Raw genomic sequence first — 24,874 nt, forward strand, 5'->3', positions numbered from 1 at the left:
GGCTACCGGTCCGCTCGGACCCGCGTGCGGAGCAGGCTGGCGACCGTCGCGACCACCAGGATGACCAGGATCACACCCAGTGAGACCGACGTGGAGATCTCCGGGACCGCGACGTGCTCGCCGCCGTTGACGAACGGCAACGTGTTCTCGTGCAGGGCGTGCAGCACCAGCTTCATGCCGATGAACGCCAGGATCGCCGCCAGCCCGTAGGACAGGTACACCAGCCGGTCGAGCAATCCGCCGATCAGGAAGTACAGCTGCCGCAGGCCCATGAGCGCGAACGCGTTCGCGGTGAAGACCAGGTACGGCTGCTCGGTCAGTCCGTAGATGGCCGGGATGGAGTCCAGCGCGAAGAGCAGGTCGGCGAACCCGATGGCCAGTAGCGCCAGCAACAACGGCGTGACCACTCGGCGTCCGTCCACTCTGGTCACCAGCTTGTCGCCGTCGTATTCATCGGTGGTCGGCAGGACCCGCTTGGCCAGCGCGACGATCCGGCTGTCTCGTTTCTCCTCGACCTCGACCTCGTGGCCGCTCTCGCGCAACAGCTTGACCGCGGTGTAGACGAGGAACATGCCGAACAGGTAGAACACCCAGCTGAACGCGCCGATCGCGGCCGCGCCGACGGCGATGAACGCGCCGCGCATGGCCAGGGCGAGCACGATGCCGATCAGCAGCACCTTCTGCTGGTAGATCCGCGGCACCGCGAAGGTGGACATGATGATCAGGAAGACGAACAGATTGTCGACCGAGAGCGCTTTCTCGGTGACGAAACCCGCGTAGTACTCCCCGGCGTAGGTCGAACCCCACTGCCAGGCGACCACGCCGCCGAACAGCAGCGCCAGCCCGATGTAGACCCCGGACCAGAAGCCGGATTCCCGGAACGTCGGCTCGTGCGGAGTGCGCACGTGGGCGTAGAAGTCGAAGACGAACAGACCGAGGATCACCACGACGGTGATCCCCCATTCGAGTGCGGTTACGTGCATGCGGCGTGCCGATCGAAGAACATGATGTCCATAATGCCCGATTTGTCCGTTACTGCGCGATAGCGGGGTGATTGCCGACCATAATTCCACATGCGTTCACCGGGCCGTTCGTGCCACCGTCGACGTTCGTGACCGACGACTACCGCACCGCCTACTTCGAGACCGACGCCCGGTTCAGCCGGACCACCACGCACGAATGGAAACTCTCGGCAAGGTCGTGACCGCGCTGCCGCGGCGGACCTCACGCTGACCGGCCTGGTCGAACATCGCAGTGTTCCGTGGAACGCGCTGCCCGGCCTGATGACAACGGGCCGGGACGGTGAATGGCGGCTGACCCGGCACCCGAAAGGCTTCCGTTGAGCCATACCCTTCAGGCACGGAAGAACTGACCGGGTAGGGTCGTCGGCTAAGGAAAAGCGGTTCCCAACACCGACATCCGGTGTTACCTTCTGAGCCGGCGAAGATCAGACCACAGGAAGGCGAGACGATGACCGGGACGGCGGAGCGACAGGTGTCGCCGAGCGATGTCTCGCGCACCGGCACCGCGCTATCGGCCTGGTCCGTCTCCTGGCGAGCCGCGCGGAGCCGCCCCTGAACGTGTCTTTCGCAGACCGTATCGAAAAGGGGTCACTCCGCGGCGAATCGCCAGGAGCGACCCCTTTTTCGTGCGAACGGACGTAGCTCAGCCGGTAGAGCAGCGGTCTCCAAAACCGCGGGCCGGGGGTTCGAATCCCTCCGTCCGTGCCCAATCCTTCAGGTCGGAACCCCGACCGATCCCTCGTAGCCCAATCGGTAGAGGCGCCGGACCTAGATTCCGGTAGATGCGAGTTCGAATCTCGCCGAGGGAACCAGCCGGATCACTCCGACTCGTCGGAGTCGCCGCCGTCCCCGCCGCCGCGGATCGACCACAGCAACCCTTCCAGTTCATCGGGTTTCACCAGCACGTCGCGCGCCTTGGACCCCTCGCTCGGGCCGACCACGCCCCGGGTCTCCATGAGATCCATCAGCCGTCCCGCCTTGGCGAAGCCGACGCGCAGCTTGCGCTGGAGCATGGAGGTGGACCCGAATTGCGAGGTGACCACGAGTTCCACCGCCTGCAAGAAGACGTCGAGATCGTCGCCGATATCGGGGTCGACGTCCTTCTTCTCGCCCGCCTTCGCGGCGGTGACGCCTTCTTGGTATTCCGGCTCCGCCTGGTTCTTGGTGAAGTCGACGACGCCGTGGATCTCCTCGTCGCTGATGAACGCACCCTGCAACCGGGTCGGCTTGCCCGCCCCCATCGGCAGGAACAAGCCGTCGCCCATGCCGATCAGCTTCTCCGCGCCGGGCTGGTCGAGGATGACCCGCGAGTCGGTCAGCGAGGAGGTCGCGAAGGCGAGCCGGGAGGGCACGTTGGTCTTGATCAGACCGGTCACCACGTCCACCGATGGCCGCTGCGTGGCCAGCACGAGGTGGATGCCGGCCGCACGAGCCTTCTGCGTGATGCGGACGATGGCGTCCTCCACGTCGCGCGGAGCGGTCATCATGAGATCGGCCAGCTCGTCGACGATGGCGAGGATGTACGGGTAGGGCCGGTACACCCGTTCGCTGCCCAGCGGCGCGGTGATCGCCCCCGACTTCACCTTCTTGTTGAAGTCGTCGATGTGGCGCACCTTGTTGGCCTGCATGTCCTGGTAGCGCTGCTCCATCTCCTCCACCAGCCAGGCCAGGGCGGCCGCGGCCTTCTTCGGCTGGGTGATGATCGGCGTGATCAGGTGCGGAATGCCCTCGTACGGCGTCAGTTCCACCATCTTCGGATCGATCAGGATCATCCGTACCTCGTCCGGCGTCGCCCGCTGCAGCAGCGACACCAGCATCGAGTTCACGAAGCTGGACTTACCCGAACCGGTGGAACCGGCGACCAACAGGTGCGGCATCTTGGCCAGATTCGCCGAGACGAACTCACCCTCGATGTTCTTGCCAAGACCGATCACCAGCGGATGGTGGTCGGTGCGCGTGGAGGGCGCCTTGAGCACGTCGGCCAGCCGGACCAGCTCGCGGTCGGCGTTGGGCACCTCGATGCCGACCGCGGACTTGCCGGGGATCGGCGCGAGCAGCCGGACGTTCTCCGTCGCGACGGCGTAGGCGATGTTGCGCGCCAGCGCGGTGATCTTCTCCACCTTCACGCCGGGCCCGAGTTCGACCTCGTAGCGCGTCACCGTCGGGCCGCGCACGAAGCCGGTCACCGCGGCGTCGATCTTGAACTGCACCAGCACCTCGGTGATCGCCTCGATCATCGATTCGTTGGCGGCGCTGCGTTTCTTCGGCGGATCCCCGTCGGTCAGCAGCGACAACGGCGGCAACGTGTAGTCGCCTTCGACCTCACGGTCGGTGACGAACTCCAGCTGCTTCGGCGGCGGTGGCGTCTGATCCTCCACCACCGCGGCGGGGCGCTGCTTCTTCGGCTTCGGTTTCGGCGCGGGTTCCTCGGCCCCGATCTGCTTGGCGTCGCGTAGCGGGGGCTCGCCCAGCGACTCGGTGACCGCGTCGGGATCGCCGAACTCGTCGGGCGGGTAGTTCTCCGCGGGCGTGCGACCGCGCCGCTTGGCGGTGGCGCGATGCACCGGGAATCCGTCGGCGTCGTAGTCGGCCGGGTCGTAGTCTCTATGCTCGCCGTCGAATTCGCCGTATTCGTCGCCACCTGTCTCGGTGCCGAGGTAGCGCCGCAGCTTGGCGGGGACCTCGCGCACCGTCGTCCCGGTCACCAGCAACGCGCCGAAGACGATGGCCAGCAAAAGGATCGGGACCGAGAGCCAGGCGGTGAGGCCGTCGGTCAGCGGCCCGCCGGTCACGAAGCCGACGAAACCGGCTGCGCGGGAACGCCCGTGCGCGTCGGTGGGGGCGCCCGCGGCGATGTGCCACAGCCCGAGGACCGGCAGGCCGATCAGCAGGCCGCCGAGCACCAGCCGCGGCCGGATCTCGGGGCGCGGTTCGGTGCGCATCAGGACGACGGCGATTCCGGAGGCGACGAACGGCAGGCATGCGGAGGCCGATCCGGAGATCGCGCGGATCACGTCCTCGACCAGGTGGCCGATGGGACCGCCTGCCGACAACCAGACCGCCGCCGCTATCACGGCGCTCACCGCGATCAGCGCCAGCGCTACGCCGTCGCGCCGATGTCCGTGTTCGATCTCGCCCGCACGGCTCAGGGCGCGTGTGGTGGCGCCGAGCCCGCGGGCCAGCATGGTCCAGCCGCTGCCGATACCCCGGGTGATCACCGTCAGCGGAGCCGTGTCGGACGGACGGCGCGCCGGGCGCCGGGCCGCGGTGGCGCGTCGGCGGGGCGTGGCGGTCGCCCTGGGCGTGGCTGCGCGGGGCGTGGCCGTGCGGGGCGTGGCCGCGCGAGACCGCGCCGCAGTGGTCCTCCCCCGCGCCGATCCCGCCCGCGCCCGACTGGTCGTGGTGCTGCGGGACTTACCTGCCATGGCCCCAGGCTAGCCGCAATCGCCCCATCCGGACCATCCGCAACACTGGTGCCGTTGCGCCTCTGGCGGCTTTTCGCCGATCCCCCGGGTCCCGCGCGACGGGGTGGCGGCGCGGAAATCAGAACGACCGGTCGGACTCGAGTACCGCCCGAACGGCCTCGGGAGATCCGGCGGTCTCCAGCCGCACTTCGTCCCGGCCGAAGGCATGCAATACCAGTTCCGACGGCTTGCCGGTCAGCGTGACGACATCCTCGGCGGCGGACCGCACCACCGTGCGCCTGCCGTCCGGCGTCGCCAGCTCCACCGTGACCGGCGCCTTGCGGTAGGCCATCCTGGCCATCTTGCGCAGCACCGACCACAGCTGTTCCTCGTCGGCTGCGGGCAGTTCACGTGGCTGCCAACCGGGCTCGGCGCGGCGCACGTCCTCGTGATGGACGAACATCTCCGACAGATTGACCACGGCGTCGACCGGTCGCAGCGGCGACCACCACGGCGGGCCGGTACGCACCAGCTCCAGCAGTTCGGGGAACGGCTTGCCCGCCGCCTTCGCTTGCACGCGCTCGAGATACCCCGCAAGCGGCTTCAGCAGGATGCCCGGCGCGGCGTCGGGCCGCCGTTCGCGAACCACCAAGTGCGCGGCCAAGTCCCGCACCGTCCACGTACCGCAGAGCGTCCGCGCGTCCGGTCCCGCGGCCTCCATCGCCGCGACGATTCCCCAGCGTTCCCGCTGTGCCATAGTCACACCCTGAACATACCGACCGCTCGGCCATGCTGCCGCGCGGCGCGACGCACCGCGATCACCGCAACCGCCGCGCCACCAGCCGATCCCGCACCGGGATCTGACCGCAGCGCGCGGCCGACCGCGGAAACCGAAGCACTGCCGCGCCTCGGCCTCATCCGGAACCGGATCGTTACGACCTTGCGGTTCAGCGGGTTTCACCGCACAAAAAGGCAGCGTGAGTCCCGACTCCGGGTTGCGAGGCAGCTGACCGTGGGCCACACTTGGCGCCACGCCGATCGACGTGCATCCATAGCATGGCATTCGCGGCTCTCCCTGCCGGGAAATCTCCGGCTAGCGTAATGAGAATCGGCTCTGTACCTTGTCACTCGGTCCATCGGGTCGTGGGCCAATGACAAGAAGGGGCAAATCCTCGTGAAGAAGTTTGCTACCGGTGTGGCCGCGCTCGCGGCGGTAGGTGCCGCGCTGGCTGTCAGCGCGCCTGCCGCGAATGCCTACACCAACAACTACGGCGCGATCGCGCTGTCCACCTCCACCGGTCTGATCGGGTACTCCTACGACTACCCGAACTCGGCTGCCGCGGAGCAACGCGCGATCAACTCTTGTGGCGCAGGGGATTGCCAGTCGGTGGTCTGGTTCCGCAACGGCTGCGGCGCCGTGGCGTACTCCAGCGGCACCGGCACCTGGAGCTGGGGGTACGCGTCGTCGCGGCGCAGCGCGCAGGGCCAGGCCTTGGCGCACAACGATTCCGATGCCTACATCGTGCACTGGAACTGCACGTCCAACCACGGCTGACGCCCGGAATTCGAGAAGGAAACAACGTGAAGCACCGCACTTTCCGGACCACCGTGGCCGTCGTCCTCACCGCACTGGCGTGCTCGTTGACCGCCTGCGCCTCCAACGACGACTCCTCGTCCCCGAGCACCAGCGCCGCTCCCGGGCACCCCGCGGGTGAATTGGAGGGCGGCTCGGGCAAGGGCGACAAGGAGGCAGGCTCCGCGCCGACCACGCCGTCCTCGCCCGTATTGCCGAAGCCCACCACGCAGCAGCTCAACGAGCGGCTGCAGAAGGCGTTCGACCCGAACGTGCCGAACACCGAGAAGATCAGCTGGATCCAGGCCGCCGAGCAGGATCCCTATCTGGTCGCCAACCTCGTCGACGCCGCGAAGAAGCAGAAGGTCACCGTCGAGGTCACCAACGTGGGCGACCCGAAGGACGGCAAGCTCAAGGCCGACGCCAAGGTCACCATCGACGGCACCCCGGTGGACAGCGCGTTCATCCAATTCGTGTCCGAGGGCGGCCAGTGGAAGGTCGACCACACCTTCGCCTGCAACATCGTCAAGAGCGCGAAGATCGAGTCCGCGGCCTGCCAGGAGTAAGCCGCTACCGCGTGAGAAGCGCCGGGCAGCTGGGCTGCCCGGCGCTTTTCGCTGTGCGGAAGGTCAGACGCCGATCACCGTCGGCACGATCATCGGACGACGACGGTAGGTATCGGCCACCCAACGGCCCACCACGCGGCGCACGCCCTGCGCGATGCGATGGGTGTCGGTGACGCCCTCGCCCGCCAGCCGCAGCAGTTCGGCTTCCACCAGTTCGGCCGCATCGAGCAGTGCGGTGGGATCGTCGGAGAAGCCGCGTCCGCTCAGCTCCGGCGTGCTCACCGCCTTACCGGTGGTCTCGTCGATGGCGACGGTGATGGCGATGAAACCGCCCTCGCCGAGCACCAGCCGGTCCGACAACGTCGATTCCCCGACGTCGCCCACCGAAAGCCCGTCGACGTAGACGTGTCCCACCGGCACCCGGCCGACGACCGAGGCTATGCCGTCGACCAAGTCGACCACCACGCCGTCCTCGGCGAGCACCACCCGCTCCTGCGGCACCCCGGTCGCCACCGCCAGCGCCGCGTTCGCACGCAGGTGGCGCCACTCGCCGTGCACCGGCATCGCGTTGGTCGGACGCACCGCGTTGTACAGGTACAGCAGCTCGCCCGCCGAGGCGTGCCCGGAGACGTGCACCTTGGCGTTCTGCTGGGTGATCACCGTGGCTCCGAGCCGAGCCAGGCCGTTGACCACCGCGAACACCGAGTTCTCGTTCCCCGGGATGAGCGAGGAGGCCAGCACCACCAGGTCGTCGGGGCGGATGTTGATCTGCCGGTGGTCGCCGCGCGCCATCCGCGACAGCGCCGACAGCGGCTCGCCCTGCGAACCCGTCGAGATCAGCACCAAGCGATGGCCGGGCAAGGTGGCGGCGACGTCGAGGTCGACGACCACGCCCTCCGGCACGGTGAGATAGCCCAGATCCTGGGCGATCTGCATATTGCGGACCATCGAGCGGCCGACGAAGCACACCCGCCGCCCGTACTTCTGGGCCACGTCGACGACCTGCTGGATGCGGTGCACGTGACTGGCGAAGGATGCGACGATGACCCGGCCGCGTGCCTTGCCGATCACCGAGTCCAGCACGCCGCCGATCTCCCGCTCCGGGGTGACGAAGCCGGGGACCTCGGCGTTGGTGGAGTCCACCAGGAACAAATCGACGCCCTCGTCACCGAGCCGGGAGAATCCGGCCAGGTCGGTGAGCCGCCCGTCCAGCGGAAGCTGGTCGAGCTTGATGTCACCGGTGTGCAGGGCGACGCCGGCCGGCGTGCGGATGGCGACGGCGAGCGCGTCGGGAATGGAGTGGTTGACGGCGAAGTACTCGCAGCCGAACGGGCCGTGCGCGGTGTGCTGCCCCTCGGTCACTTCGATGAGCTTCGGGTGCAGGCGGTGTTCCCGGCACTTCGCGGCGACCAGCGCCAGGGTGAACTTCGAGCCGACGACCGGGATGTCGGGCCGCAGCCGCAGCAGGAACGGCACCGCCCCGATGTGGTCCTCGTGCCCGTGCGTGAGCACGACGGCCACGACATCGGCGATCCGGTCCTCGATGGGGCGGAAGTCCGGCAGGATCAGGTCGACACCGGGCTGCTGGTCCTCCGGGAACAGCACGCCGCAGTCGACGATCAGCAGTTGGCCGCCGTACTCGAAAACCGTCATATTGCGGCCGATTTCGCCGATGCCGCCGAGGGCGACCACGCGCAGGCCGTTTTCGGGGAGGGCGGGCGGAGCGCCGAGCCGGTCGTGCGCGGCGATCGGATCCGCCTGCGCCGGAGGCTCTTCGACCCGCCGCGCACCGGACTGTCCCCGTCCGCGGCCCGCTCGCCGGGATCCCGCATCCTGCGTCCTGGTCTGTCGACGCGCCTGCGCGGGCGCGGGCTGCTCGGCTGGAACGGCGGGCACCGTCGTCTCGTCGAGCGCCGGTTCGGGCAGCGCGACGGTTTCCGACGGCGTCTGCTCGGCCGGTGCGGCGGGGGCGGGCGCTCCGGCGGGACGGGACGCGCCGCGACGGCGGCGACGGGGTAGGGACTCGCTCACGAAAGCACTCCCACCGCTCGCAGGTCCGCGGCGAGCACTTCCAGCTGCTCGCCGGTCGGCATCAGTTGCGGCAGGCGCGGTTCGCCGACCTCCACGCCGAGCAGCCGCAAACCACCCTTGCTCATCGCGACGCCGCCCAGCCTGGCCATCGCGGCGTGCAGCGGCAGCAGCGTGGTGTTGATCTCGCGGGCGCGCACGACCTCGCCCGCCGTGTACGCCTCCAGCAGCGCGCGCAGCCGTTCGGGCGCGAGATGTCCGATGACGCTGATGAATCCGGCCGCGCCGACCGACAGCCAGGGCAGGTTGAGCGCGTCGTCACCGGAGTAGAACGCCAGGCCGGTGCTCGCGATGAGTTCGGCGCCCATGTTCAGGTCGCCCTTGGCGTCCTTGACCGCGACGATGCGCGGATGCTCGGCGAGCTTGCGGATGGTGTCGCTGGCGATCGGCACCACCGACCGTCCGGGGATGTCGTACAGCGTGACCGGCAGATCGGTGGCATCCGCGACGGCGGTGAAATGAGCGATCAGTCCCTCCTGCGAGGGCCGGGAGTAGTACGGCGTCACCACGAGCAAACCGTGCGCACCCGCCCGCTGCGCGTTGCGCGCGAGCTCGATCGAATGGGCGGTGTCGTAGGTGCCCGCCCCCGCGATCACGGTCGCCCGCTTGCCGACGGCGTCGACGACGGCGCGCAGCAGATCGGCCTTCTCCGATTCGGTGGTGGTCGGCGATTCACCGGTGGTTCCCGAGATCGCGAGCAGGTCGACGCCGCGGTCGACCAGGCGGGCCGCGAGCGCGACCCCGGCATCGACGTCGAGCTTGCCGTCGGCGCTGAAGGGGGTCACCATAGCGACACCTACCGTGCCGGACGCACGCAGCTCCGTTGGCGTCGATTCACCGTTCTTCATGGTCAGAAAGGCTACCCGGTCGGGGACACGCCCTCGACACCGTCGTCGGCGATCAGGCCGCAACAAGGACGCGAATCCATATCGACGACGGTGCGATGATGTCATTTCGCCGCTTGCCCGATGTCATTCATGACGTCACACTGACATCATGGATTTGAACAAATACACCGGCCAACTGCGCGAGAACCTGATCGCCGCCGCGGCGCTCGGTGACGAGAAGACGCAGGCCACGGCGGCCGCACTGGCCGCGGCGACGGAAGGCCCGGCCCGCTTGGCGCTGCTCGCCGCGCTGTCGGACCTCGCCGCCGAGGTCAGCGCCGCGCTCGGCGACCGCACGGTGCACGTCTCGGTCGACGGCACCGACGCCTCCATCGATGTGCGCAAGAGCACGGTGGGCGAGCAGAGCCCCTCCTTCGAGGAGATGACCGGGGACATCAGCAGGGTCACGCTGCGGCTGGTGGAACAGATGAAGGCGCGTGCGGAAGAGGCTGCCGCACAGAGTGGTCAGTCCCTGAACTCGTGGCTGTCGAGCGCCGTCCACGGAGCATTGCGCGATCAGATGCGCGGGTACGGGCCCAAACGAGACATCTGACCCGAACGCGCTACAGCAATGCGGCGAGATTGCCGCGATCGCCTGTCGCGACCTCGTCCAGTTCGAGCCAGTCCGCCAGCTCGCGCAGCGCGCCGCCGAGGGCCTGCGCGGTGGCCGGAGTGTCGTAGCCGGGCTCGGCGAACGCGGCCGGCACCCACAACCGGCCGTTCGCGCGTTCCGCCCGCAGATCGACGCGGCCCACGAGTTCGCCGTCGAGCAGGAACGGGAAGACGTAATACCCGTGCACCCGTTTGTGTTCCGGGGTGTAGATCTCGATGCGGTAGTGGAAGTCGAAGATCCGCTCCGTACGGGCGCGGAAGAAGATGAGCGGGTCGAACGGGCACAGCAGCGCCGCGCCTTCGATGCGACGCGGCGTGGGAGTGCCCGCCCGCAGATAAGCCGGTTTCCCCCAGCCCGCCACCTCCACCGGGATCAGCTCGCCCGCGTCCACCAGATCGGCGATGGCGGGTTCGGTCTGGGTGCGCTGGAGGCGGTAGTAGTCCCGCAGGTCCGCTTCGGTGCCGATGCCGTGCGCGGTGGCGGCACGCAGCACGAGCTCACGAACGGCGTCCTGCTCGGTGACGTCGCGTGCCAGCACCTCGGCGGGCAGCACCCGCTCGGTCAGATCGTAGTGCCTGGTGAACCCCACACGCGTGGCCACAGACAGCGCGCCCGCCGCGAAGAGTTGCTCGCAGATCATCTTCGTATCGCTGAGATTCCACCAGGAGCCCTTCGGCCGCGGCTTGTCCAGCTCCAGGTGACGCTCCACCTCACCCGCGGTGGCCGGGCCCACCGCGGTGATCACGTCCAGGATGTCCTTGCCCAAGGTCGGATTGCGCTCGACCACCTTGCGCATGCCGGACCAGCGCCCGTGCTCGTAGCGCCGCATCCGCCAGCGCAGCAGCGGCCAGTCCTCGACCGGGATGAGCGCGGCCTCGTGCGCCCAATACTCGACGAGCGACCGTGGCCGCCGCGAGCCGTTGCTCCACGCGGCTTGATCCAGGAGCGTGCGGTCGTAGGGCCCGATCCGGCTGAACACCGGCGCGTAATGCGCCCGCACCACCGCCGACACCGAATCCAGCTGCAGCAGTTGCGTCCGGTCCAGCACGCCGAGCACCGTCCGCCGCGTGATCCGACCGGGCTTGCGCGCCCCGAAGCCCTGCGCCGCCAACGCCGTTCGCCGCGCCGCCGCCGCACCCATCTTCCGCATAACCGACAACGATGCCATGGGGCACCGACAGGTCAGGTGGATACCGTGACCGCGCCCGTGGCGTCGATCTCGGTGCGGCGGTCGCGGTCCGACGCGGTGGCCAGGACGGTCGCCAGGATGCGGCGGCCGGTCGGGAGGATGCGGACGGTGACCGAACCGTCGTTGGCGGCGTCCAGTTCTTTGGTGGCGGCGTCGATCACCTGCTGGCGCACCCGATGCGGGACGCCGGTGAAACCGCCGTCGTCGAGCAGGATCACCTCGACACCGCGGGAGCGCGCTCCGCGGGCGGCGCTGCTGAGTTGGTCGGTGGCCAGCTGCGGGGCCCGAAGCCCGTCGCGGAGTTCGGCTTCCAGGAGCCTGCACTGTTCCCGCTCGGCGGCGGTGAGTTCGTCGCCGTCGGCGATGCGTTCCAGGATCGGGCGCGCCACCGCGTCCAACCGAGCCAGCTGACGGGTGCGTTCGGAGTTCTCCGCGGCCATGGCGGCTTCGGCGGCGGCGCGCATGGCCGCTTCGTCGCGCAGCAGCCGCAGCGATCGCTGGGTGGGCCGCATGATCGCCGCGAACAGGGAAACCCCGGCGACCGTGGCGACCGGCACGATCGAACCGACGACGACGCCCTCCCGCAGGCCCGCCACCACACCGACCACGGCGATCACCACGCCGATGCCGGCGACACCGAGCCAGGCCGCGGCCGATCGTCCGCGCAGCACCAGCACGGCCAGCACGTAGGACGCGGCGAACGCCGTCCACACCTGCTTCGACCAACCGTGCTCGACATCGAACGAGGTCAGGGTGGTGGCCAGCGGTCCGGAGGCGGCGACGAACACGGTCGCGGGCCAAGGCAGCGGGTCGGTCGGCGCCGCCATCACCACGACACCGGCCAGCGCCAGCACGACCAGTGCCGCGACCGCCGCGGCCACCGGCGATTCCGAGAAGTTCCGGACCATGTACAGCACGATGGTCGCTTCGAGCACGACCAGGAACAACCAGGCCGCGCGGTCGCGGAGCCCGAGCAGATCGCGCAACCCGAATTCGGTTTCCGTCTCAGCCATTTCCGCCCCACACCAGCGTCACGGTCGTTCCCTCGCCCGGCTCGGATTCCACGAACCCGGCGCCGCCGGACAGCTGACGCATGCGGCCCAGGATGCTCACCGAGATGCCGAGCCGATCGACGGGCACCGCGCTCAGGTCGAAGCCCGCTCCGTCGTCGCGGAACACCACGCGAATCCCGCCGGCGCTGATCGTCACAGTGACGGTCCGGCGCACCTCTCGTCCGACGACGGTGGCGTGCCGCAGGCTGTTGCGCACGGCCTCGGCCAGCGCGGCCGCGATCGTGCTCGCGGCGTCCACCGGCAGGTGCAGATCGTCGAATCCGGCCCAGCGTCGCGTGGTGAGCCGGATACCGGGGTTCACCTCGTGCACGGCCGAGCGCAGGAACCCGATCGCGGATTGCGCGTCCAGGCGGTCGAGTTCGATCTCGGCGCCCCGGCACTCGTCGAGTTGTTCCAGGGTCCGTTCAGCTTGGCGGCGCAGCACCGGAGATTCGGTCCCGGTGCGAGAGGCATCCAGCAGAGTGGACAGCACGGCGTCATGGATCAGCGCGGCGAATCGCGCTCGTTCCCGTTCCCGGGCCGCCGTGCCCGCGACCGCCGCCGCGCGGCTGCTCTCGATCGCCGACTCACGATCCACTCGCGCCGCCGCCGCCCTGGCATAGATCACGCACCACAGGAACAGCGCGCTCAGTCCCGCCGCCCTGGCGAAATCGCCCAGCAGCGCGAGTGCGGTGGTCTCCCGCAGCACGACCAGATTGGCCAGCGCGCTGAACGCCGCACCCACCACCAGGTAGGCCACGGCCAGCGGTGGACGCCAGGCGAGCACGGCCGCGAGCACGCCGAGTGCCAACACCCGATACAGCCACACCGAAGCCGCTTCGGCATTCGGCGCCGCGTACGCCACCGGAACCACCGCCATCGCCCCGAGGAAACTCACCGCCGCCGCACCGGCCACCCGCTGGATCACGCGCGGGCCCATACCGACCGAAACGACCGCGAGCACCGGGAACAGTCCGAACGCCAGCACCACCTCGACGATCGTCCACTGAACGGGCACGAAGCGGCCCTGATCGGCGATCTCGGGCAGCTCCACGATCGCGGCGATCACGCCGGCGATGCCGATGGCGAACCCGAACCGGCGCAGGATGCGATCGGCGGCGCCCTCGGAGGCCTTCTCCCTGGACAGCGCGACGACTCCGCGACGCCAACGGCTCGCACGCGGCCGGTCGAGCGGGCGGGAACGGGGGTGCGACGGAGTGTCCAGCATGCTGGACGCGGTCATCCGCGCTGCCGCTCGGGAACCGGCAACCACCCGTCCTCCACCGCCCGCTTGTAGAGGTCGGTCTTGGTGGGCGCCGGACGACCGGCGTCGGCGTACTTCTGCCGGATCCGGCCGAGATAGTCGTTGACCGTCTGCTCGGACAGACCGGTCAACCGCGCGACCCGGGATGCCTTCTCCCCGGACGCGTACAGCGTGAGCACTTCCTCCTGGCGCGGGCTCAGGCCCACGTCGGACAACTGCGGATCGCCGTCGATGGCGGCCGCCCAGTCGGTGGTGACCACCTGTTCGCCGCTGGCCGCACGGCGCACGGCGGCGACGACCGTCGGCACGTCCTCGGACTTGCGCACCACACCGAGCACCCCGGCGCGCGCGGCGGACCGCACCAGGAAGGCGTTGTCCGCGCCGGTGAAGACCAGCACCTCGATGCCGCGGTCACGCAGGGCGCGCACGTTGTCCTCGGGCGAGGACCCGTCGGCCAGCCGCAGGTCCAGCACCACCAGATCCAGCTTCGGCGCGCCGTCGGCGGCGGACAGCAGTTCCGGCACGGTGCCCGCGGTCAGCACCAGATCGAGATCCGTTTCCCGCGCGAGCATCGCGGCGAGACCGATCGCGACCGATTCGTGGTCCTCGACCAATCCGATTCGGCGCGGGGCGTTCTCGCTCCCTTCGGCCCAGGTCACCTGGCTCTCCCATCCCGAGGTACTCGTCCACATCCCCACCGCGACAACATCGCAGACAGTATGCCGGGCAATGGTGCGCCATGGTCAGACACCAGAATTCGGGGGATCAGGGCATCAGCCCGGCCGCGAGCGTGGCGCCCAGCTCCCAGCACCGCTGCAAATCCTCCTTGGCGGGCGGACCGGAGACCACGACCGCGGCGGAGGCCTGCTCCCAGCCCAGTCCGGTGGTGATGCTCGCCACCCCGCGCTCGGCGCCCTCGGTGCCTTCGTTGCCGTGCAGATACATGCCGTACGGACGCCCGCGCGTGGAGTCCAGGCACGGATAGTAGAACGTGTCGAACGCGTGCTTGAGCGCACCACTCATGTATCCCAGGTTCGCCGGACTGCCCAGCAGATATCCGTCGGCGGCCAGCACGTCGGACGCGGTGACGGCCAGCGCGGCTCGGCGCACCACCTCCACGTTTTCGATCTCGGGGTCCGTGGCCCCGGAGACGACGGCCTCGAACATCGCCTGCATGTGCGGGGACGGCGTGTGATGGATGATCAGCAACCGGGCCACCCTGCGATGGTATCGGCCCGCGCGTTCGTCAGTCGGTGCCGCGCTCGTGCCGTTCCAAGGCGACCGCGCGGCGCATGGTCTCGCGGGCCCTGGTGCGGTCACCGGCGTAGTCGTAGGCGCGCGCGAGGCGGTAGGAGACGCGCCAGTTGTCCGGGTCGGCCTCCCACTCCGCCTTGACCGTCGCGAAAAGCTCGTCGGCGGCCGAGCGTTCGATGCGGCCGGACGGCAGGCGCGGCAACGCGGAGGTGTCGAGTTCCAGGCCCTCGTCGTGGATGCGCCGCGCCAGATGCTGATGCGCCAGGGCCGCACGCACCGTGGCCACGACGATCCAGACGCCCAGCAGCGGCAGGATCAGCACGCCGACGCCGATCACGATCGCCGCCACATCGCCCGAACCGATCAGGCTGAACGCGATCCGGCCGAGCAGCAGGAAATAGAACACGAGCACCAAGATGAGCGCCGCGATCGGCGCGACCACCTTGACGATTTCCCCGCTGCCCTTGCGCTCGGCAGGCTCCGAGCCGCTCACGGTCGCGCTCCGGCCCGCCGCGGCGCTCGCCGCCGGCTCACAGGTCCAGGAACGGGTCGAGTCCGACGGTGAGGCCGGGGCGGTTCGCGATCTCACGCACGCCGAGCAGCACACCGGGGGCGAACGACGAGCGGTCGATCGAGTCGTGCCGGATCGTGAGCGTCTCACCCTGCGTGCCGAACAGCACCTCTTGGTGGGCGACCAGACCGGCGAGCCGCACCGAGTGCACCCGCACCCCGTCCACCTCGGCGCCGCGCGCACCCTCCAGCTCGGTTGTCGTCGCGTCGGGACTGCGGTTCAGGCCCGCTTTGTCCCGGGCGGCGGCGATCAAGCCCGCGGTGCGGTAGGCGGTGCCGGACGGCGCGTCCGCTTTGTTGGGGTGGTGCAACTCGATGACCTCCACCGATTCGAAGAACCGGGCGGCCTGCTCGGCGAAACGCATGGTCAGCACCGCGCCGATGGCGAAGTTCGGCGCGATCAGCACGCCGACTTCTGGGCGACCCGACAACCAGCTCCGCACCTCCGCCAAGCGAGCCTCGTCGAAACCGGTGGTGCCGACCACCGCGTGGATGCCGTGCTCCACCAGGAACTTCAGATTCCCCATCACCACGTCGGGGTGGGTGAAGTCGACGACCACCTGGGTATCCGCCGCGGCGAACCCGTCGAGCGAATCGTCCTTGTCGACGGCGGCGACCAGTTCCAGATCGTCCGCCGCCGTCACCGCCGCGCAGATCGCCTGTCCGACTTTGCCTCGCGCTCCGAGCACTCCGACCCGAATGGCCACCGCACCTCCTCGTTCCGTTTCCGGTCGGGATCAGCCTAATGGGCTAGGCCGACCGCGAGCCCGCCGCCCGACAGTGCCCCGCGAAAGGGCGGCAACCGCCTATCGCGCCCGCTGCGGTTCCCCGATCTCCGAGTTCGGCGCGCCGCCGAGATTCTCGACCATCCGCTGCAGGGTCCGCACGGTCGCGGCGAACTGTTCGTCACTGATTCCCTCCGCGAATTGCCTTCTACGCTCGGCGATCCGAACGAATGCCTGGTCGTGAGTGATGCGGCCCTCAGCGGTCAGCGACAGCACGCCCCCGTCGTCGGAGACCAGCCCGTCGGCGACGAGTCCGGCCAGTTCGGTCGGCCATTCGGAGTCGTCGGTCCAGAACGTGTCGAGCGCGTCGCGGATGTCATCGGCGCGCTGCGGTCCGTCGGCCAGCGAGTGCGTCACCTGCCAGCGCCTGCGAGTGAGTCCACCCGAGGCGAGGTCTTCGTCGAAGCGCTGGTTGATCAGTCGATCGAGCTCCACCAGCCAGTACCCGATGGGGCGATGAACGGCCATGACCACTTCCAATCTATGCATATCAACAACTGCATGTAGCATGACATATAAATTCCGGGCATGACAAAGTGAGCGAATGGACGAGGACGATGCGATCACCGTCGCCGTCGAAGCGGCGATGGTTCGGATCCGGCGCAGGCAGACACGCGGTGCGCTGAGCGACGGGGCGATTCCCGTCGCGGTGTTCCGCGCGCTGGACGCCGTGGCCGACGGCGCGGCCGACACGGTCGGCGCGCTCGCTCCCGCGCTCGGCGTGGATCAGCCGAGGGCCAGCCGCCTCGCAGCCCAGGCGGTGTCCTCCGGCCTGCTGGAACGCGTCGCCGATCAGCGCGACGGACGGCGTTCGGTCCTGCGCCTGACCGCCGCCGGGAACCAGGCGGTGGCCGCGGCCAGAGCGGGCAGGCGCGCCGCCATGGCCGCCGCCATGGCCGACTGGACCCCCGCCGAGCGCGCCGAGTTCGCCCGCCTGCTGGAGCGATTCGTCGACCGGATGGACCGGCCCGCCGGTTGAGCGACGCGCGCCGCACGCCCGCGGTCGAGCGGGTTCCGGCGGCGCACCGGGTCAGTCGAAGACGATGACCTGCCGCAAGGCGTGGCCCGCGGCGAGTTCGTCCATGGCGCGGTTGATTTCGTCGAGCCCGACGTGCGCCGAGACGAGCCGCTCCACCGGCAGACGTCCCGCCCGCCACATGCGGACGTACTCGGGGATGTCCCGCGACGGCACCGCGGAACCGAGGTAACTGCCGACGATGGAGCGCCCCTGGGCGACCAGCGCCAACGGCGAGATGCTGGCACGGGCGTCGGGAGCGGGCAGTCCGACCGTCACGGTCGTGCCGCCCGGAGCGGTCGCGGCGACGGCGGTCTCGAAGGCACGGACGTTGCCCGCCGCCTCGACCACCACCTCGGCCTGCACACCGAGCTCGGCGACCTCGGCCGGGGTGTACGCCGCGTGCACGCCCAATTCCCGGGCGAGCGCCAGCTTCTCCGGCACGGTGTCGACCGCGATCACCTCGTGTCCCTCGGCGGCGAGCGACACCGCGACCAGCACCGCCGCCATCCCGACGCCGCCCAGGCCGACGACCATCACCCGGTCACCGGCGCCAGGTCGCGCCGAGTTCAGCAGAGCGCCACCGCCGGTCAGCACGGCGCAACCGAGGACGGCGGCGACCTCGGCGGGCACGTCGTCCTCGACCGGCACGACCGACCTGCGATCCACCACCGCGTGGGTGGCGAAAGCGGACACACCCAGGTGGTGGTGCACCTCGGCGCCGTCACGGGACAACCGCCTGCCGCCGTTGAGCAATTCGCCCGCGTTGTTGGCGACGCTGCCGGGCACGCAAGGCGTGCGACCGTCGGTCGCGCACCCCGCGCACTCACCGCACCGCGGCAGGAACGTCATGACCACGCGCTGCCCGACCGCGATATCGCCGTCACCGGGACCGACCGCTTCCACCCGGCCCGCGGCCTCGTGGCCAAGCAGCATGGGCACCGGCCGGACCCGGTTGCCGTCCACCACGGACAGGTCCGAATGGCAGATCCCCGCCGCCTCGATCCGGACCAGCAGTTCTCCCGGCCCCGGCTCGCGCAGCTCCAGATCGCACACGGTGATGGGCGCCGACTCGGCGAAGGGCGCCGGCGCCGCGATCTGCTCCAGGACCGCTCCACGAATCTTCATGCCGCCGACGCTACCGCGCCCTGCGGTCCGGGCACATGGGACGGTCGCCGCTCCTCGCCACGTCGGGCGCCGCCTGCGTACGATGCCGCGCATGGGTGTGGATCTGGTGGATGCGGTCGAGCGGTTGCACGCCGACCTCGCCACGTGGCTCGGGTCGCAAGCGCAGGCGGAGGTGTTCGAGCGATTCGCCGCGGCGCAGCACGAGCGGTTCAGTATGGTGACGACCGGTGGCGAAGTACTCGGGCGCGGCGCGTTGCTCGCGGGTGTCCGCGGCGCGCGAAACGCTCTGCCCGGATTGGCGATCGAAGTGTCCGAAGTCGAGGAACTCCTGCGCTCCGGCGACATCGCGGTGGTGCGGTTCCTGGAGACACATCGGACGGCCGGAAACGTCACCAGCCGCCGGGTGACCGCCGTGCTGACCACCGATGACCCCGGCGCGGTTCGCTGGCTGACGGTGCACGAGACCGAGTCCGCACCGACCTGACCCTTCCCAGCATCGGGATGCGCGCGATGCGTTCGCGTCCCGCCTGCCGGACAATTTCGACCTCGTTCCCGGACGCGGTTCGACGGTCGGGAACAAGGTGGACTCGAGGAGGTCGGTGCCGGTGGACCGGTGGGAACGCGACGGGCTGCGCTCCGCCAACAGCGGAATCCGCAACCAGGTGGACCACATCCTGGATGCGCTCGCCGAGCAGCGCACCCACCTGTCGGAGGCGCGCGACAAGCTGGCCGCCGTGCGGTGCACGGCCGCGTCGGCGGACAAGTCGGTGGAGGTGACCGTTGACGCGGCGGGCGTCCTCGTCGACGTACGGTTCGCGCCGACCGCGCTGCGCGGCACACCGGAACAGCTGGGCCGTTCGGTCACCGAAGCGGGCAAACAGGCGGCTCGGCTGGCCCGTGAACAGCACGCGGCGATCATCGCTCCGATCGTCGCCGAGGCGGGCTCGATCCCCGACCTGCCCGATCTGGTCCCCGGCGCCCCCAGCTTGCGCGCGGTGTGGGAACCCGCGCGCGACGAACCGGCGGGCTGATGCGCTCGGGATCTCCGGAGCGGTGATTCCTCGCCGGACGGGACGACCCGGGCGCTCGGGCCGACTCGACCGGCGAGGAATCACGGCCACCCCGAGTCCCGTTGCGGGGTAGGCGACTCGAGGTGGCTCGATAGTGCGGTTGTCGAATGTCGGCACATGGCATCTACCTCCGTTCTGGCGGGCAGCGCACGGGCTGCCGGTGGATGGGCGCGAGGATCAGGCGTACAGCTTCGCCAGGAAGGTGTTCAGGTTGTCGCGCACCCGCTCGATCTTCTCTTCTGGCGTGAGATCCTCGCGGTATCGGCTTCCGAGCGCGGGGCGCTTCTTGTTGCGCGCGTAGAGCGAGCAAGCGAGATCGGTGCACATGTAGGTGCCGACCGAGTTGCCCCTACGGCCGGATTCGCCCGCCTTGTGCGCGGTCATCAGCGAGACCCCGCCGCCGGTATGGGTGGTCAGGCAGATCGTGCACATCTGCGCCCGGCCGGTGCCGCCGGTCGCATAGCGCAGCGCCACGCCCACCAAGCGGTCGTCCCGCGGGACGACCAGGTAGCCGCGCCCGGGCAGAGACGGATCGCTCCAGCCGAGGAAGTCCAGATCCGCCCAGGGCCGTTCGTCCAGGTCCTTGGGTACCGGCAGCCGTTTGGCGTCGCCTTTCGAACAGTTGACGAACGACGACCTGATGTCGCGTTCGGTGACGGGTTCCACGATGGGTCTCCTTCGGTCGATCGGTGGACAAACTCGAGCGACGTTACGGTTCCGTGTTACGGGGAACAACGGATTTTCCGCCCTCCGCACACCCCGCCCAGCACCCATCGAGTGCGCCGAAATCATCGAACATCACTGGCTCCGAATCTGTTTCGGAGCCCACCTGCCGGGTATCCGTCGCGAGCGGAGGTGAGGCGGGTGGCGCAGGGATTGCAGAAGAGGTTTGCGGTGCGACGCCGGCTGCGCGGGCCCGCGGATCTGCCGTGGCGGTCGTGGTGGGGCGTGGTCGAGCGGTCGGTCGGCGAGTTCCAAAGGGACAATCTCACCGACTGGGCCGCGGCGCTGACGTACTACAGCGTGCTGTCGCTGTTTCCGGGGTTGATCGTGTTGACCGCAGGGCTTGGCATGCTGGGACGCGACGACACCAAAGCGCTGATCGACACCATGCGCGAGATCGCGCCGGGCAGCGGTACCGATCTGCTCGCCGACGCGGTGAACAACATAGAGCAAGCGCAAGCACCCGCCGGACCGCTGGCGTTGCTCGGATTGGCGTCGGCGCTGTGGACCGCGTCCGCCTACATCGGCGCGTTCATGCGCGCGACCAACGCCATCTACGACATCGCGGAGGGGCGGCCGGTCTGGAAGACCGTGCCGGTGCGGGTCGCCCTGACCGCCGCGGTGGTGGTCCTGCTGGGCGCCTGCACCGTCGGCGTCGTCGTCAGCGGTCCGCTGGCCGAGCAGATCGGCCGGTGGCTCGGCCTCGGGCACGCGACGATCACAGTGTGGGGCATCGTCAAGTGGCCGGTGATGATGGCACTGATCGGTCTGGTCTTCGCACTGCTGTACTGGGCGGCGCCGAACGTGCGGCAGCCGGGATTCCGCTGGCTGACGCCCGGTAGCGCCATAGCCGTTCTCCTCTGGGCGGGCGCGTCTTGGGGATTCGCTTTCTATGTCGGCCACTTCGGCTCCTACAACCGGGTCTACGGCTCTCTTGGTGGCGTGGTCGTCTTCCTCGTCTGGCTGTGGATCTCGAACATCGCGATCCTGCTGGGGGCGGAACTCGATGCCGAACTCGCGCGTGCGCGCAGCATCGCAAGCGGCCACCCCGAGGAGGCCGAGCCCTACTTGCCGCCGCGCGACGAGCCCGACGAATGAGCGACAACCGCAAGGGTTTCGCGGGGCAGCGCCGGCGCATCGGTGACACAGCCGCGCCGCACACGGCGTTTGAACCCGGCCGGTCAGGTAAATCGAAGCTCGTCTGGATCGGGCATTTTCGAGAGGATTCGCATGGCTCAGCGCACTGAAAGCCCCGTCGCAGGAAAGCCCGCCACCATGCCGTCGGACATCAAAGGGAAACTGTCGGTGTTCGACCGCTTCGCGACAGCGGCCAGCGCACTGGCCTCCAAAGCGGGATTCTTCGTCTTCTGTGTGATCCTGGTCTTGGTGTGGGCGCCGACGATCTTCCTGCTGCCGAGCGTCGACACCTGGCAACTGGTCATCAACACCGCGACGACGATCATCACGTTCCTGCTCGTCGCGTTGCTGCAGAACACCCAGAGCCGCTCCGACGCCGCCATCCAGCAGAAGCTCAACGCCATAGCCGACGGGCTTGGCGATCTGATGCGCGAGCTGAGTTCCGAGCACCCCGAACTCCGGCGACCCCCCCGCCCACACACCGCCCCCGTGGGCAGCCACACCGGGGAGCGCGGGGTTTGAGCGGCGCCCGGGCCGGCAGCAGCCGGCCTGCGCGTCCGCCGATCCGTCACCGCTGCTCGGTCTCGCCGCTCTTGTCGGCTTCCCGGATCGCTTCGGCGAGCTCACGGCGCAGGCGCTCGGCATTCACCTCGTCACCCGCGTCCGAGGCGGTGGTGATGTCCTGGCGCAATTGCGCGATCGTGTCCTGCGAAACCATAGGGCCTCCTCGTCTCTCGGGACGGCGTTGTAGAAGGACGCCACCGCGCCCTTCGTGGTCAGGGTGGCCGCTCAGGTGCGGACGAAACACGTCGATGCCCGCGCCACCCGCGCGTGCCCGTCCCAGGCGCCCGGTGCGATCGCCGCGCGGCGGGTAGAGTAGGAGTCTCCCGACGGTTGAAACGCAGCCGGAGCGGGTATTCACCTCATCTCGGTGCGTGCGGGATCGGAGCCTCATCGCAGTTGGTGGTACCAACCGCGCGCCTCGCCTGAATCGACCACGGTTGTGACCAGGCCGCACGTCGAAGCAGAGTTGCTCGACAAACCTTTTACGACGTGCTGGGCGGGATGCCTTATCGAAACAGCAGGAGTGTCGCAGCAATGGAGTCATTGGCCTTCCACAGCGACAGTTTGGGCGACACAGAGGAATTCCTCAATTCCAACTACACCAGGATGCGGATCGGCACCAGCACCGGTGTGGCGGTGCGCACGGACATCACCCGGAAAATGCTCGGTCCGGTCAGCCTGGATGATCTCGACCTGAGCTTCGACATGAAGTACGACGCTCAGCCGCTGGGCAAGATCTGCCTGTGCGAGGTGGACTCGGGGTCGATCGAAGAGAACTATGCCGACGGCACCACCGACTTCTTCCAGCCCGGTGAACTCGGGCTGCTCACGCCACCGGACCTGCCGTACTCCGGGGTGGTCCACCACGCCCGCTACCGCATCACGATGTTCGATCCCGCGCTGCTGACCCGGGTGGCGGCCGCGAGCCCCGAGCACGACCTGGAGCCGGTTCGCCTGACGGGTCATCGCCCGGTCTCCGCGGTCGCGGCGAAGCATCTGTCCGACGTACTGGGGCATATGCGCGGTGTCGCCGCGGATCCTGTGGCCAGCGAGACGCCGCTGATCGCATCCACCGCCGTGCAGTACCTGGCCGCCACCGTGCTGCACACCCTGCCGAGCACCGCACACCTGGATCCGACGGCGAGCGACCGCAACGACGCCCACCCCGACACCGTGCGGCGCGCAGTGGCGTACCTCGAGGCACATGTGTGCGAGGACATCAGCGTGGCCGACATCGCCGCGGCCTCCTATGTCAGCGCCCGTGCGCTGCAACTGGCGTTCCGCCGCCATCTGGACACCACGCCCATGGCGTATCTGCGGCGGCTTCGCCTGCGCGGGGCGCACGAACAACTGCGCGACTTCTCGCCCGACGACGGGCACACAGTGACCTCCATCGCCGCGGCTTGGGGCTTCGCTCACCCGGGACGATTCGCGACCGCCTATCGCGGCGCGTACGGCCGACCCCCGCACACGACGCTCAGCGCGTGACGCGGCGGGGCCTTCGGCCCGCGACGAGTCCGGGCGACCGCGGTCAGTCCCGCATGGCGCGCTCGCGCAGCTCGGCGAGCGTCCGTGCCAGAACCCGGGAGATGTGCATCTGCGAGACGCCGAGCACCGCGGCGATCTGTGCTTGCGTGCGCGATTCGAAAAAGCGCATGTGCAGCACGCGCCGCTCTCGCTCGGGCAGTTCGGCGAGCAGCGGAGCGATCGCCAGGGCCTCGTCGGTCAACTCGTAGGACGGGTCCTCCTCGCCGAAGGTCTCCGCGATCCGGACCGAGGTGCTGCCGGTCTCGTCGTCCTCGACGACGGCGTCGATCGAGTTCGTGGAATAGGCGTTGCCTGCCAGCAGCGCTTGCGTGACTTCCGTCAGGTCGAGGTTCAACTCCACGGCGATCTCCAGAGCGGTCGGCATCCGTTCCAGGCGCTGGGAGAGCCGCTCCACGGCCGGGCCGATGGTCAACTGGATCTCCTTGATCCGGCGCGGCACCCGCACCGCCCAGCTGTGATCGCGGAAGTGGCGACGCACCTCGCCCATGATCGTGGGGACCGCGAACGACAGGAACGACGGTCCCCGCGCCGGGTCGAACCGATCGACCGCGAGCACCAGCCCCACAGTCGCGATCTGGTACAGATCGTCGTAGTTTTCCCCGCGACCGACGAAGCGACGGGCGATGTGCTCGGCGAGCGGTAGACACCGCCGCAGAATCGCTTCCCGCAATCGCGAGCGTTCGGGATCGTTCTCGTCCATCGCGGACAGTTTCTCCAGCCACGGTTCGATGCCGTCGTAGCTGTCGGTTCCGCGCCGCGTCCGGCGGGGTGTGGCGGTCCTGTGGTTCGCGGTCGCCAATGACATGAGCTTCCTCGATTCCCGTTGTCCAGCGATCGACGCGCTCACCGGTGGTGAACAAGGCGATGATCGCGGGGTACCGCCCGGCGGCTGCCTCAAGCGCTCGTGGGCGGTCTTGTTCGTAAATCGGACGGCCGACAGCGTGGATCTGCGTTCTCGGGACCGCGGGTCAGCGCCGGACGCCGCCGGAGCGGAACTCCGGACGAACGGCACTCGCGCGGGTCGTGGGCGCCGCCGTGTACCGCAGGCGCCGGGCACGCGACGACCGGCACGCTCCGTCCCACTCCGAGGACGTCCACGATGCGCCGCACGGGGCCGTCGTCGGGCACGGTCACGCCGACCGAGATGCCCGCTCGCGCAGCCCATCTCGCCAGCCGCAGCACCATACTGACGCCCGCGCAGGAAAGAAAACGCAGCCCGCAGAGGTCGATCACGACCGAAGTGGGATTCGCGGTTGTGTCGCAGTAGTTTTCGACGACATCGATGATCGCGGTGAAGCACTCGTCGGCGTTCGCCGCGTCCAGTTCACCGTACGTCACCACGAGCAGACCATCCGCGGTCCGGATGCCTTTCACGCCGTACCCACAGGTCATGCGCACCTCCCGCGGCCGGTGTCGGCACGA

The 24,874-nt window shown here is 69.2% G+C and carries 27 protein-coding genes and 2 tRNA genes; 11 read left to right on the forward strand and 18 right to left on the reverse strand.

Annotated features, from left to right (window positions below; genetic code table 11):
• Positions 1-2: 2 nt before the first annotated feature.
• Entirely contained in the window at positions 3-983 is a 981-nt protein-coding gene (locus ACFV2O_RS08835; protein WP_355070191.1) for a TerC family protein, read from the reverse strand.
• A gap of 671 nt (positions 984-1,654) precedes the next feature.
• On the opposite strand from ACFV2O_RS08835, the gene ACFV2O_RS08840 reads away from it, so the two are divergent.
• Together ACFV2O_RS08840 and ACFV2O_RS08845 are read left to right on the forward strand one after the other, a co-directional pair.
• Positions 1,655-1,727 (forward strand) — tRNA-Trp (locus ACFV2O_RS08840).
• Between the two features lie 30 nt (positions 1,728-1,757).
• Positions 1,758-1,834 (forward strand) — tRNA-Leu (locus tag ACFV2O_RS08845).
• Between the two features lie 6 nt (positions 1,835-1,840).
• On the opposite strand, the gene ACFV2O_RS08850 is transcribed toward ACFV2O_RS08845, so the two are convergent.
• Both ACFV2O_RS08850 and ACFV2O_RS08855 read right to left on the reverse strand, forming a co-directional pair.
• Positions 1,841-4,447 (reverse strand): DNA translocase FtsK, encoded by a 2,607-nt coding sequence (locus ACFV2O_RS08850; RefSeq protein ID WP_379251301.1) that lies wholly within the window; start codon positions 4,445-4,447, stop codon positions 1,841-1,843.
• 118 nt (positions 4,448-4,565) lie between these two features.
• Positions 4,566-5,189 (reverse strand): TIGR03085 family metal-binding protein, encoded by a 624-nt coding sequence (locus tag ACFV2O_RS08855; protein ID WP_379251303.1) that lies wholly within the window; start codon positions 5,187-5,189, stop codon positions 4,566-4,568.
• Between the two features lie 411 nt (positions 5,190-5,600).
• On the opposite strand from ACFV2O_RS08855, the gene ACFV2O_RS08860 reads away from it, so the two are divergent.
• Both ACFV2O_RS08860 and ACFV2O_RS08865 read left to right on the forward strand, forming a co-directional pair.
• Positions 5,601-5,981 (forward strand): DUF4189 domain-containing protein, encoded by a 381-nt coding sequence (locus ACFV2O_RS08860; RefSeq protein ID WP_355070184.1) that lies wholly within the window; start codon positions 5,601-5,603, stop codon positions 5,979-5,981.
• A gap of 26 nt (positions 5,982-6,007) precedes the next feature.
• A complete protein-coding gene (locus ACFV2O_RS08865) occupies positions 6,008-6,565 on the forward strand; it encodes a hypothetical protein (RefSeq protein WP_355070182.1) in 558 nt (185 codons plus the stop codon).
• A 63-nt stretch (positions 6,566-6,628) separates the two neighbouring features.
• Here the strand turns inward: ACFV2O_RS08865 and ACFV2O_RS08870 are convergent, their stop codons facing one another.
• Positions 6,629-8,596 (reverse strand): ribonuclease J, encoded by a 1,968-nt coding sequence (locus tag ACFV2O_RS08870; RefSeq protein ID WP_379251305.1) that lies wholly within the window; start codon positions 8,594-8,596, stop codon positions 6,629-6,631.
• Positions 8,593-9,501 (reverse strand): 4-hydroxy-tetrahydrodipicolinate synthase, encoded by a 909-nt coding sequence (dapA, locus tag ACFV2O_RS08875; RefSeq protein ID WP_355070179.1) that lies wholly within the window; start codon positions 9,499-9,501, stop codon positions 8,593-8,595. The genes ACFV2O_RS08870 and dapA overlap by 4 nt, the downstream gene beginning before the upstream one ends.
• Before the next feature lie 148 nt (positions 9,502-9,649).
• Here dapA and ACFV2O_RS08880 point away from each other — a divergent pair, with 148 nt between their 5' ends.
• On the forward strand, positions 9,650-10,093 hold the full coding sequence (locus ACFV2O_RS08880) for a hypothetical protein (RefSeq protein ID WP_379251307.1): 444 nt from the start codon (positions 9,650-9,652) through the stop codon (positions 10,091-10,093).
• A 10-nt stretch (positions 10,094-10,103) separates the two neighbouring features.
• Here ACFV2O_RS08880 and ACFV2O_RS08885 read toward each other — a convergent pair whose 3' ends face one another.
• The 8 genes from ACFV2O_RS08885 to ACFV2O_RS08920 all read right to left on the reverse strand — a co-directional run bounded on the left by ACFV2O_RS08885 (position 10,104) and on the right by ACFV2O_RS08920 (position 16,735).
• Positions 10,104-11,303: a winged helix-turn-helix domain-containing protein gene (locus tag ACFV2O_RS08885; protein ID WP_379251309.1), complete on the reverse strand. Its 1,200-nt coding sequence runs from the start codon at positions 11,301-11,303 to the stop codon at positions 10,104-10,106.
• Positions 11,304-11,335: 32 nt separating this feature from the next.
• Positions 11,336-12,355 carry a hypothetical protein gene (locus tag ACFV2O_RS08890; protein WP_356961455.1) on the reverse strand — a complete coding sequence of 340 codons (1,020 nt, stop codon included), beginning with the start codon at positions 12,353-12,355 and terminating at the stop codon, positions 11,336-11,338.
• Positions 12,348-13,637 (reverse strand): sensor histidine kinase, encoded by a 1,290-nt coding sequence (locus ACFV2O_RS08895; RefSeq protein WP_379251311.1) that lies wholly within the window; start codon positions 13,635-13,637, stop codon positions 12,348-12,350. Before ACFV2O_RS08895 ends, ACFV2O_RS08890 begins: the two co-directional genes overlap by 8 nt.
• Positions 13,634-14,350, reverse strand: a complete 717-nt coding sequence (locus ACFV2O_RS08900) for a DNA-binding response regulator (RefSeq protein ID WP_379251569.1) — start codon at positions 14,348-14,350, stop codon at positions 13,634-13,636. The genes ACFV2O_RS08895 and ACFV2O_RS08900 overlap by 4 nt, the downstream gene beginning before the upstream one ends.
• Positions 14,351-14,423: 73 nt before the next feature.
• Positions 14,424-14,876 carry a flavodoxin family protein gene (locus tag ACFV2O_RS08905; protein WP_355070171.1) on the reverse strand — a complete coding sequence of 151 codons (453 nt, stop codon included), beginning with the start codon at positions 14,874-14,876 and terminating at the stop codon, positions 14,424-14,426.
• 28 nt (positions 14,877-14,904) lie between these two features.
• A complete protein-coding gene (locus ACFV2O_RS08910; protein ID WP_379251313.1) occupies positions 14,905-15,405 on the reverse strand; it encodes a hypothetical protein in 501 nt (166 codons plus the stop codon).
• 37 nt (positions 15,406-15,442) lie between these two features.
• Positions 15,443-16,189 carry a 4-hydroxy-tetrahydrodipicolinate reductase gene (dapB, locus tag ACFV2O_RS08915; RefSeq protein WP_379251315.1) on the reverse strand — a complete coding sequence of 249 codons (747 nt, stop codon included), beginning with the start codon at positions 16,187-16,189 and terminating at the stop codon, positions 15,443-15,445.
• Positions 16,190-16,288: 99 nt separating this feature from the next.
• Positions 16,289-16,735, reverse strand: coding sequence for a MarR family winged helix-turn-helix transcriptional regulator (locus tag ACFV2O_RS08920; protein WP_379251317.1), 447 nt, complete (start codon positions 16,733-16,735; stop codon positions 16,289-16,291).
• 76 nt (positions 16,736-16,811) lie between these two features.
• Between ACFV2O_RS08920 and ACFV2O_RS08925 the strand changes: the two genes are divergently transcribed.
• Positions 16,812-17,246, forward strand: coding sequence for a MarR family transcriptional regulator (locus ACFV2O_RS08925; protein ID WP_355070163.1), 435 nt, complete (start codon positions 16,812-16,814; stop codon positions 17,244-17,246).
• Between the two features lie 51 nt (positions 17,247-17,297).
• Here ACFV2O_RS08925 and ACFV2O_RS08930 read toward each other — a convergent pair whose 3' ends face one another.
• Positions 17,298-18,410: an alcohol dehydrogenase catalytic domain-containing protein gene (locus tag ACFV2O_RS08930; protein WP_379251320.1), complete on the reverse strand. Its 1,113-nt coding sequence runs from the start codon at positions 18,408-18,410 to the stop codon at positions 17,298-17,300.
• 91 nt (positions 18,411-18,501) lie between these two features.
• Between ACFV2O_RS08930 and ACFV2O_RS08935 the strand changes: the two genes are divergently transcribed.
• Positions 18,502-18,894: a DUF4440 domain-containing protein gene (locus ACFV2O_RS08935; RefSeq protein ID WP_379251322.1), complete on the forward strand. Its 393-nt coding sequence runs from the start codon at positions 18,502-18,504 to the stop codon at positions 18,892-18,894.
• A 115-nt stretch (positions 18,895-19,009) separates the two neighbouring features.
• Positions 19,010-19,441 (forward strand): YbaB/EbfC family nucleoid-associated protein, encoded by a 432-nt coding sequence (locus ACFV2O_RS08940; protein ID WP_379251324.1) that lies wholly within the window; start codon positions 19,010-19,012, stop codon positions 19,439-19,441.
• 216 nt (positions 19,442-19,657) lie between these two features.
• Here ACFV2O_RS08940 and ACFV2O_RS08945 read toward each other — a convergent pair whose 3' ends face one another.
• A complete protein-coding gene (locus ACFV2O_RS08945; RefSeq protein WP_356961448.1) occupies positions 19,658-20,146 on the reverse strand; it encodes an FBP domain-containing protein in 489 nt (162 codons plus the stop codon).
• A gap of 228 nt (positions 20,147-20,374) precedes the next feature.
• Here ACFV2O_RS08945 and ACFV2O_RS08950 point away from each other — a divergent pair, with 228 nt between their 5' ends.
• Positions 20,375-21,301 carry a YihY/virulence factor BrkB family protein gene (locus tag ACFV2O_RS08950; RefSeq protein ID WP_379251327.1) on the forward strand — a complete coding sequence of 309 codons (927 nt, stop codon included), beginning with the start codon at positions 20,375-20,377 and terminating at the stop codon, positions 21,299-21,301.
• Between the two features lie 132 nt (positions 21,302-21,433).
• The gene (locus ACFV2O_RS08955) at positions 21,434-21,862 is read left to right on the forward strand and encodes a low affinity iron permease family protein (RefSeq protein ID WP_379251329.1); all 429 of its coding nucleotides are present in this window, start codon (positions 21,434-21,436) and stop codon (positions 21,860-21,862) included.
• Between the two features lie 46 nt (positions 21,863-21,908).
• Here the strand turns inward: ACFV2O_RS08955 and ACFV2O_RS08960 are convergent, their stop codons facing one another.
• Positions 21,909-22,058, reverse strand: a complete 150-nt coding sequence (locus ACFV2O_RS08960) for a hypothetical protein (RefSeq protein WP_379251331.1) — start codon at positions 22,056-22,058, stop codon at positions 21,909-21,911.
• A gap of 380 nt (positions 22,059-22,438) precedes the next feature.
• Here ACFV2O_RS08960 and ACFV2O_RS08965 point away from each other — a divergent pair, with 380 nt between their 5' ends.
• Entirely contained in the window at positions 22,439-23,392 is a 954-nt protein-coding gene (locus ACFV2O_RS08965) for a helix-turn-helix transcriptional regulator (RefSeq protein WP_379251333.1), read from the forward strand.
• 43 nt (positions 23,393-23,435) lie between these two features.
• Here the strand turns inward: ACFV2O_RS08965 and ACFV2O_RS08970 are convergent, their stop codons facing one another.
• The gene (locus tag ACFV2O_RS08970) at positions 23,436-24,257 is read right to left on the reverse strand and encodes an RNA polymerase sigma factor SigF (protein WP_379251335.1); all 822 of its coding nucleotides are present in this window, start codon (positions 24,255-24,257) and stop codon (positions 23,436-23,438) included.
• A gap of 89 nt (positions 24,258-24,346) precedes the next feature.
• Positions 24,347-24,844, reverse strand: a complete 498-nt coding sequence (locus tag ACFV2O_RS08975) for an STAS domain-containing protein (RefSeq protein WP_379251337.1) — start codon at positions 24,842-24,844, stop codon at positions 24,347-24,349.
• Positions 24,845-24,874: the final 30 nt, after the last annotated feature.

The sequence above is a fragment of the Nocardia sp. NPDC059691 genome, assembly GCF_042733915.1.
Taxonomy (GTDB): Bacteria; Actinomycetota; Actinomycetes; order Mycobacteriales; family Mycobacteriaceae; genus Nocardia; species Nocardia sichangensis.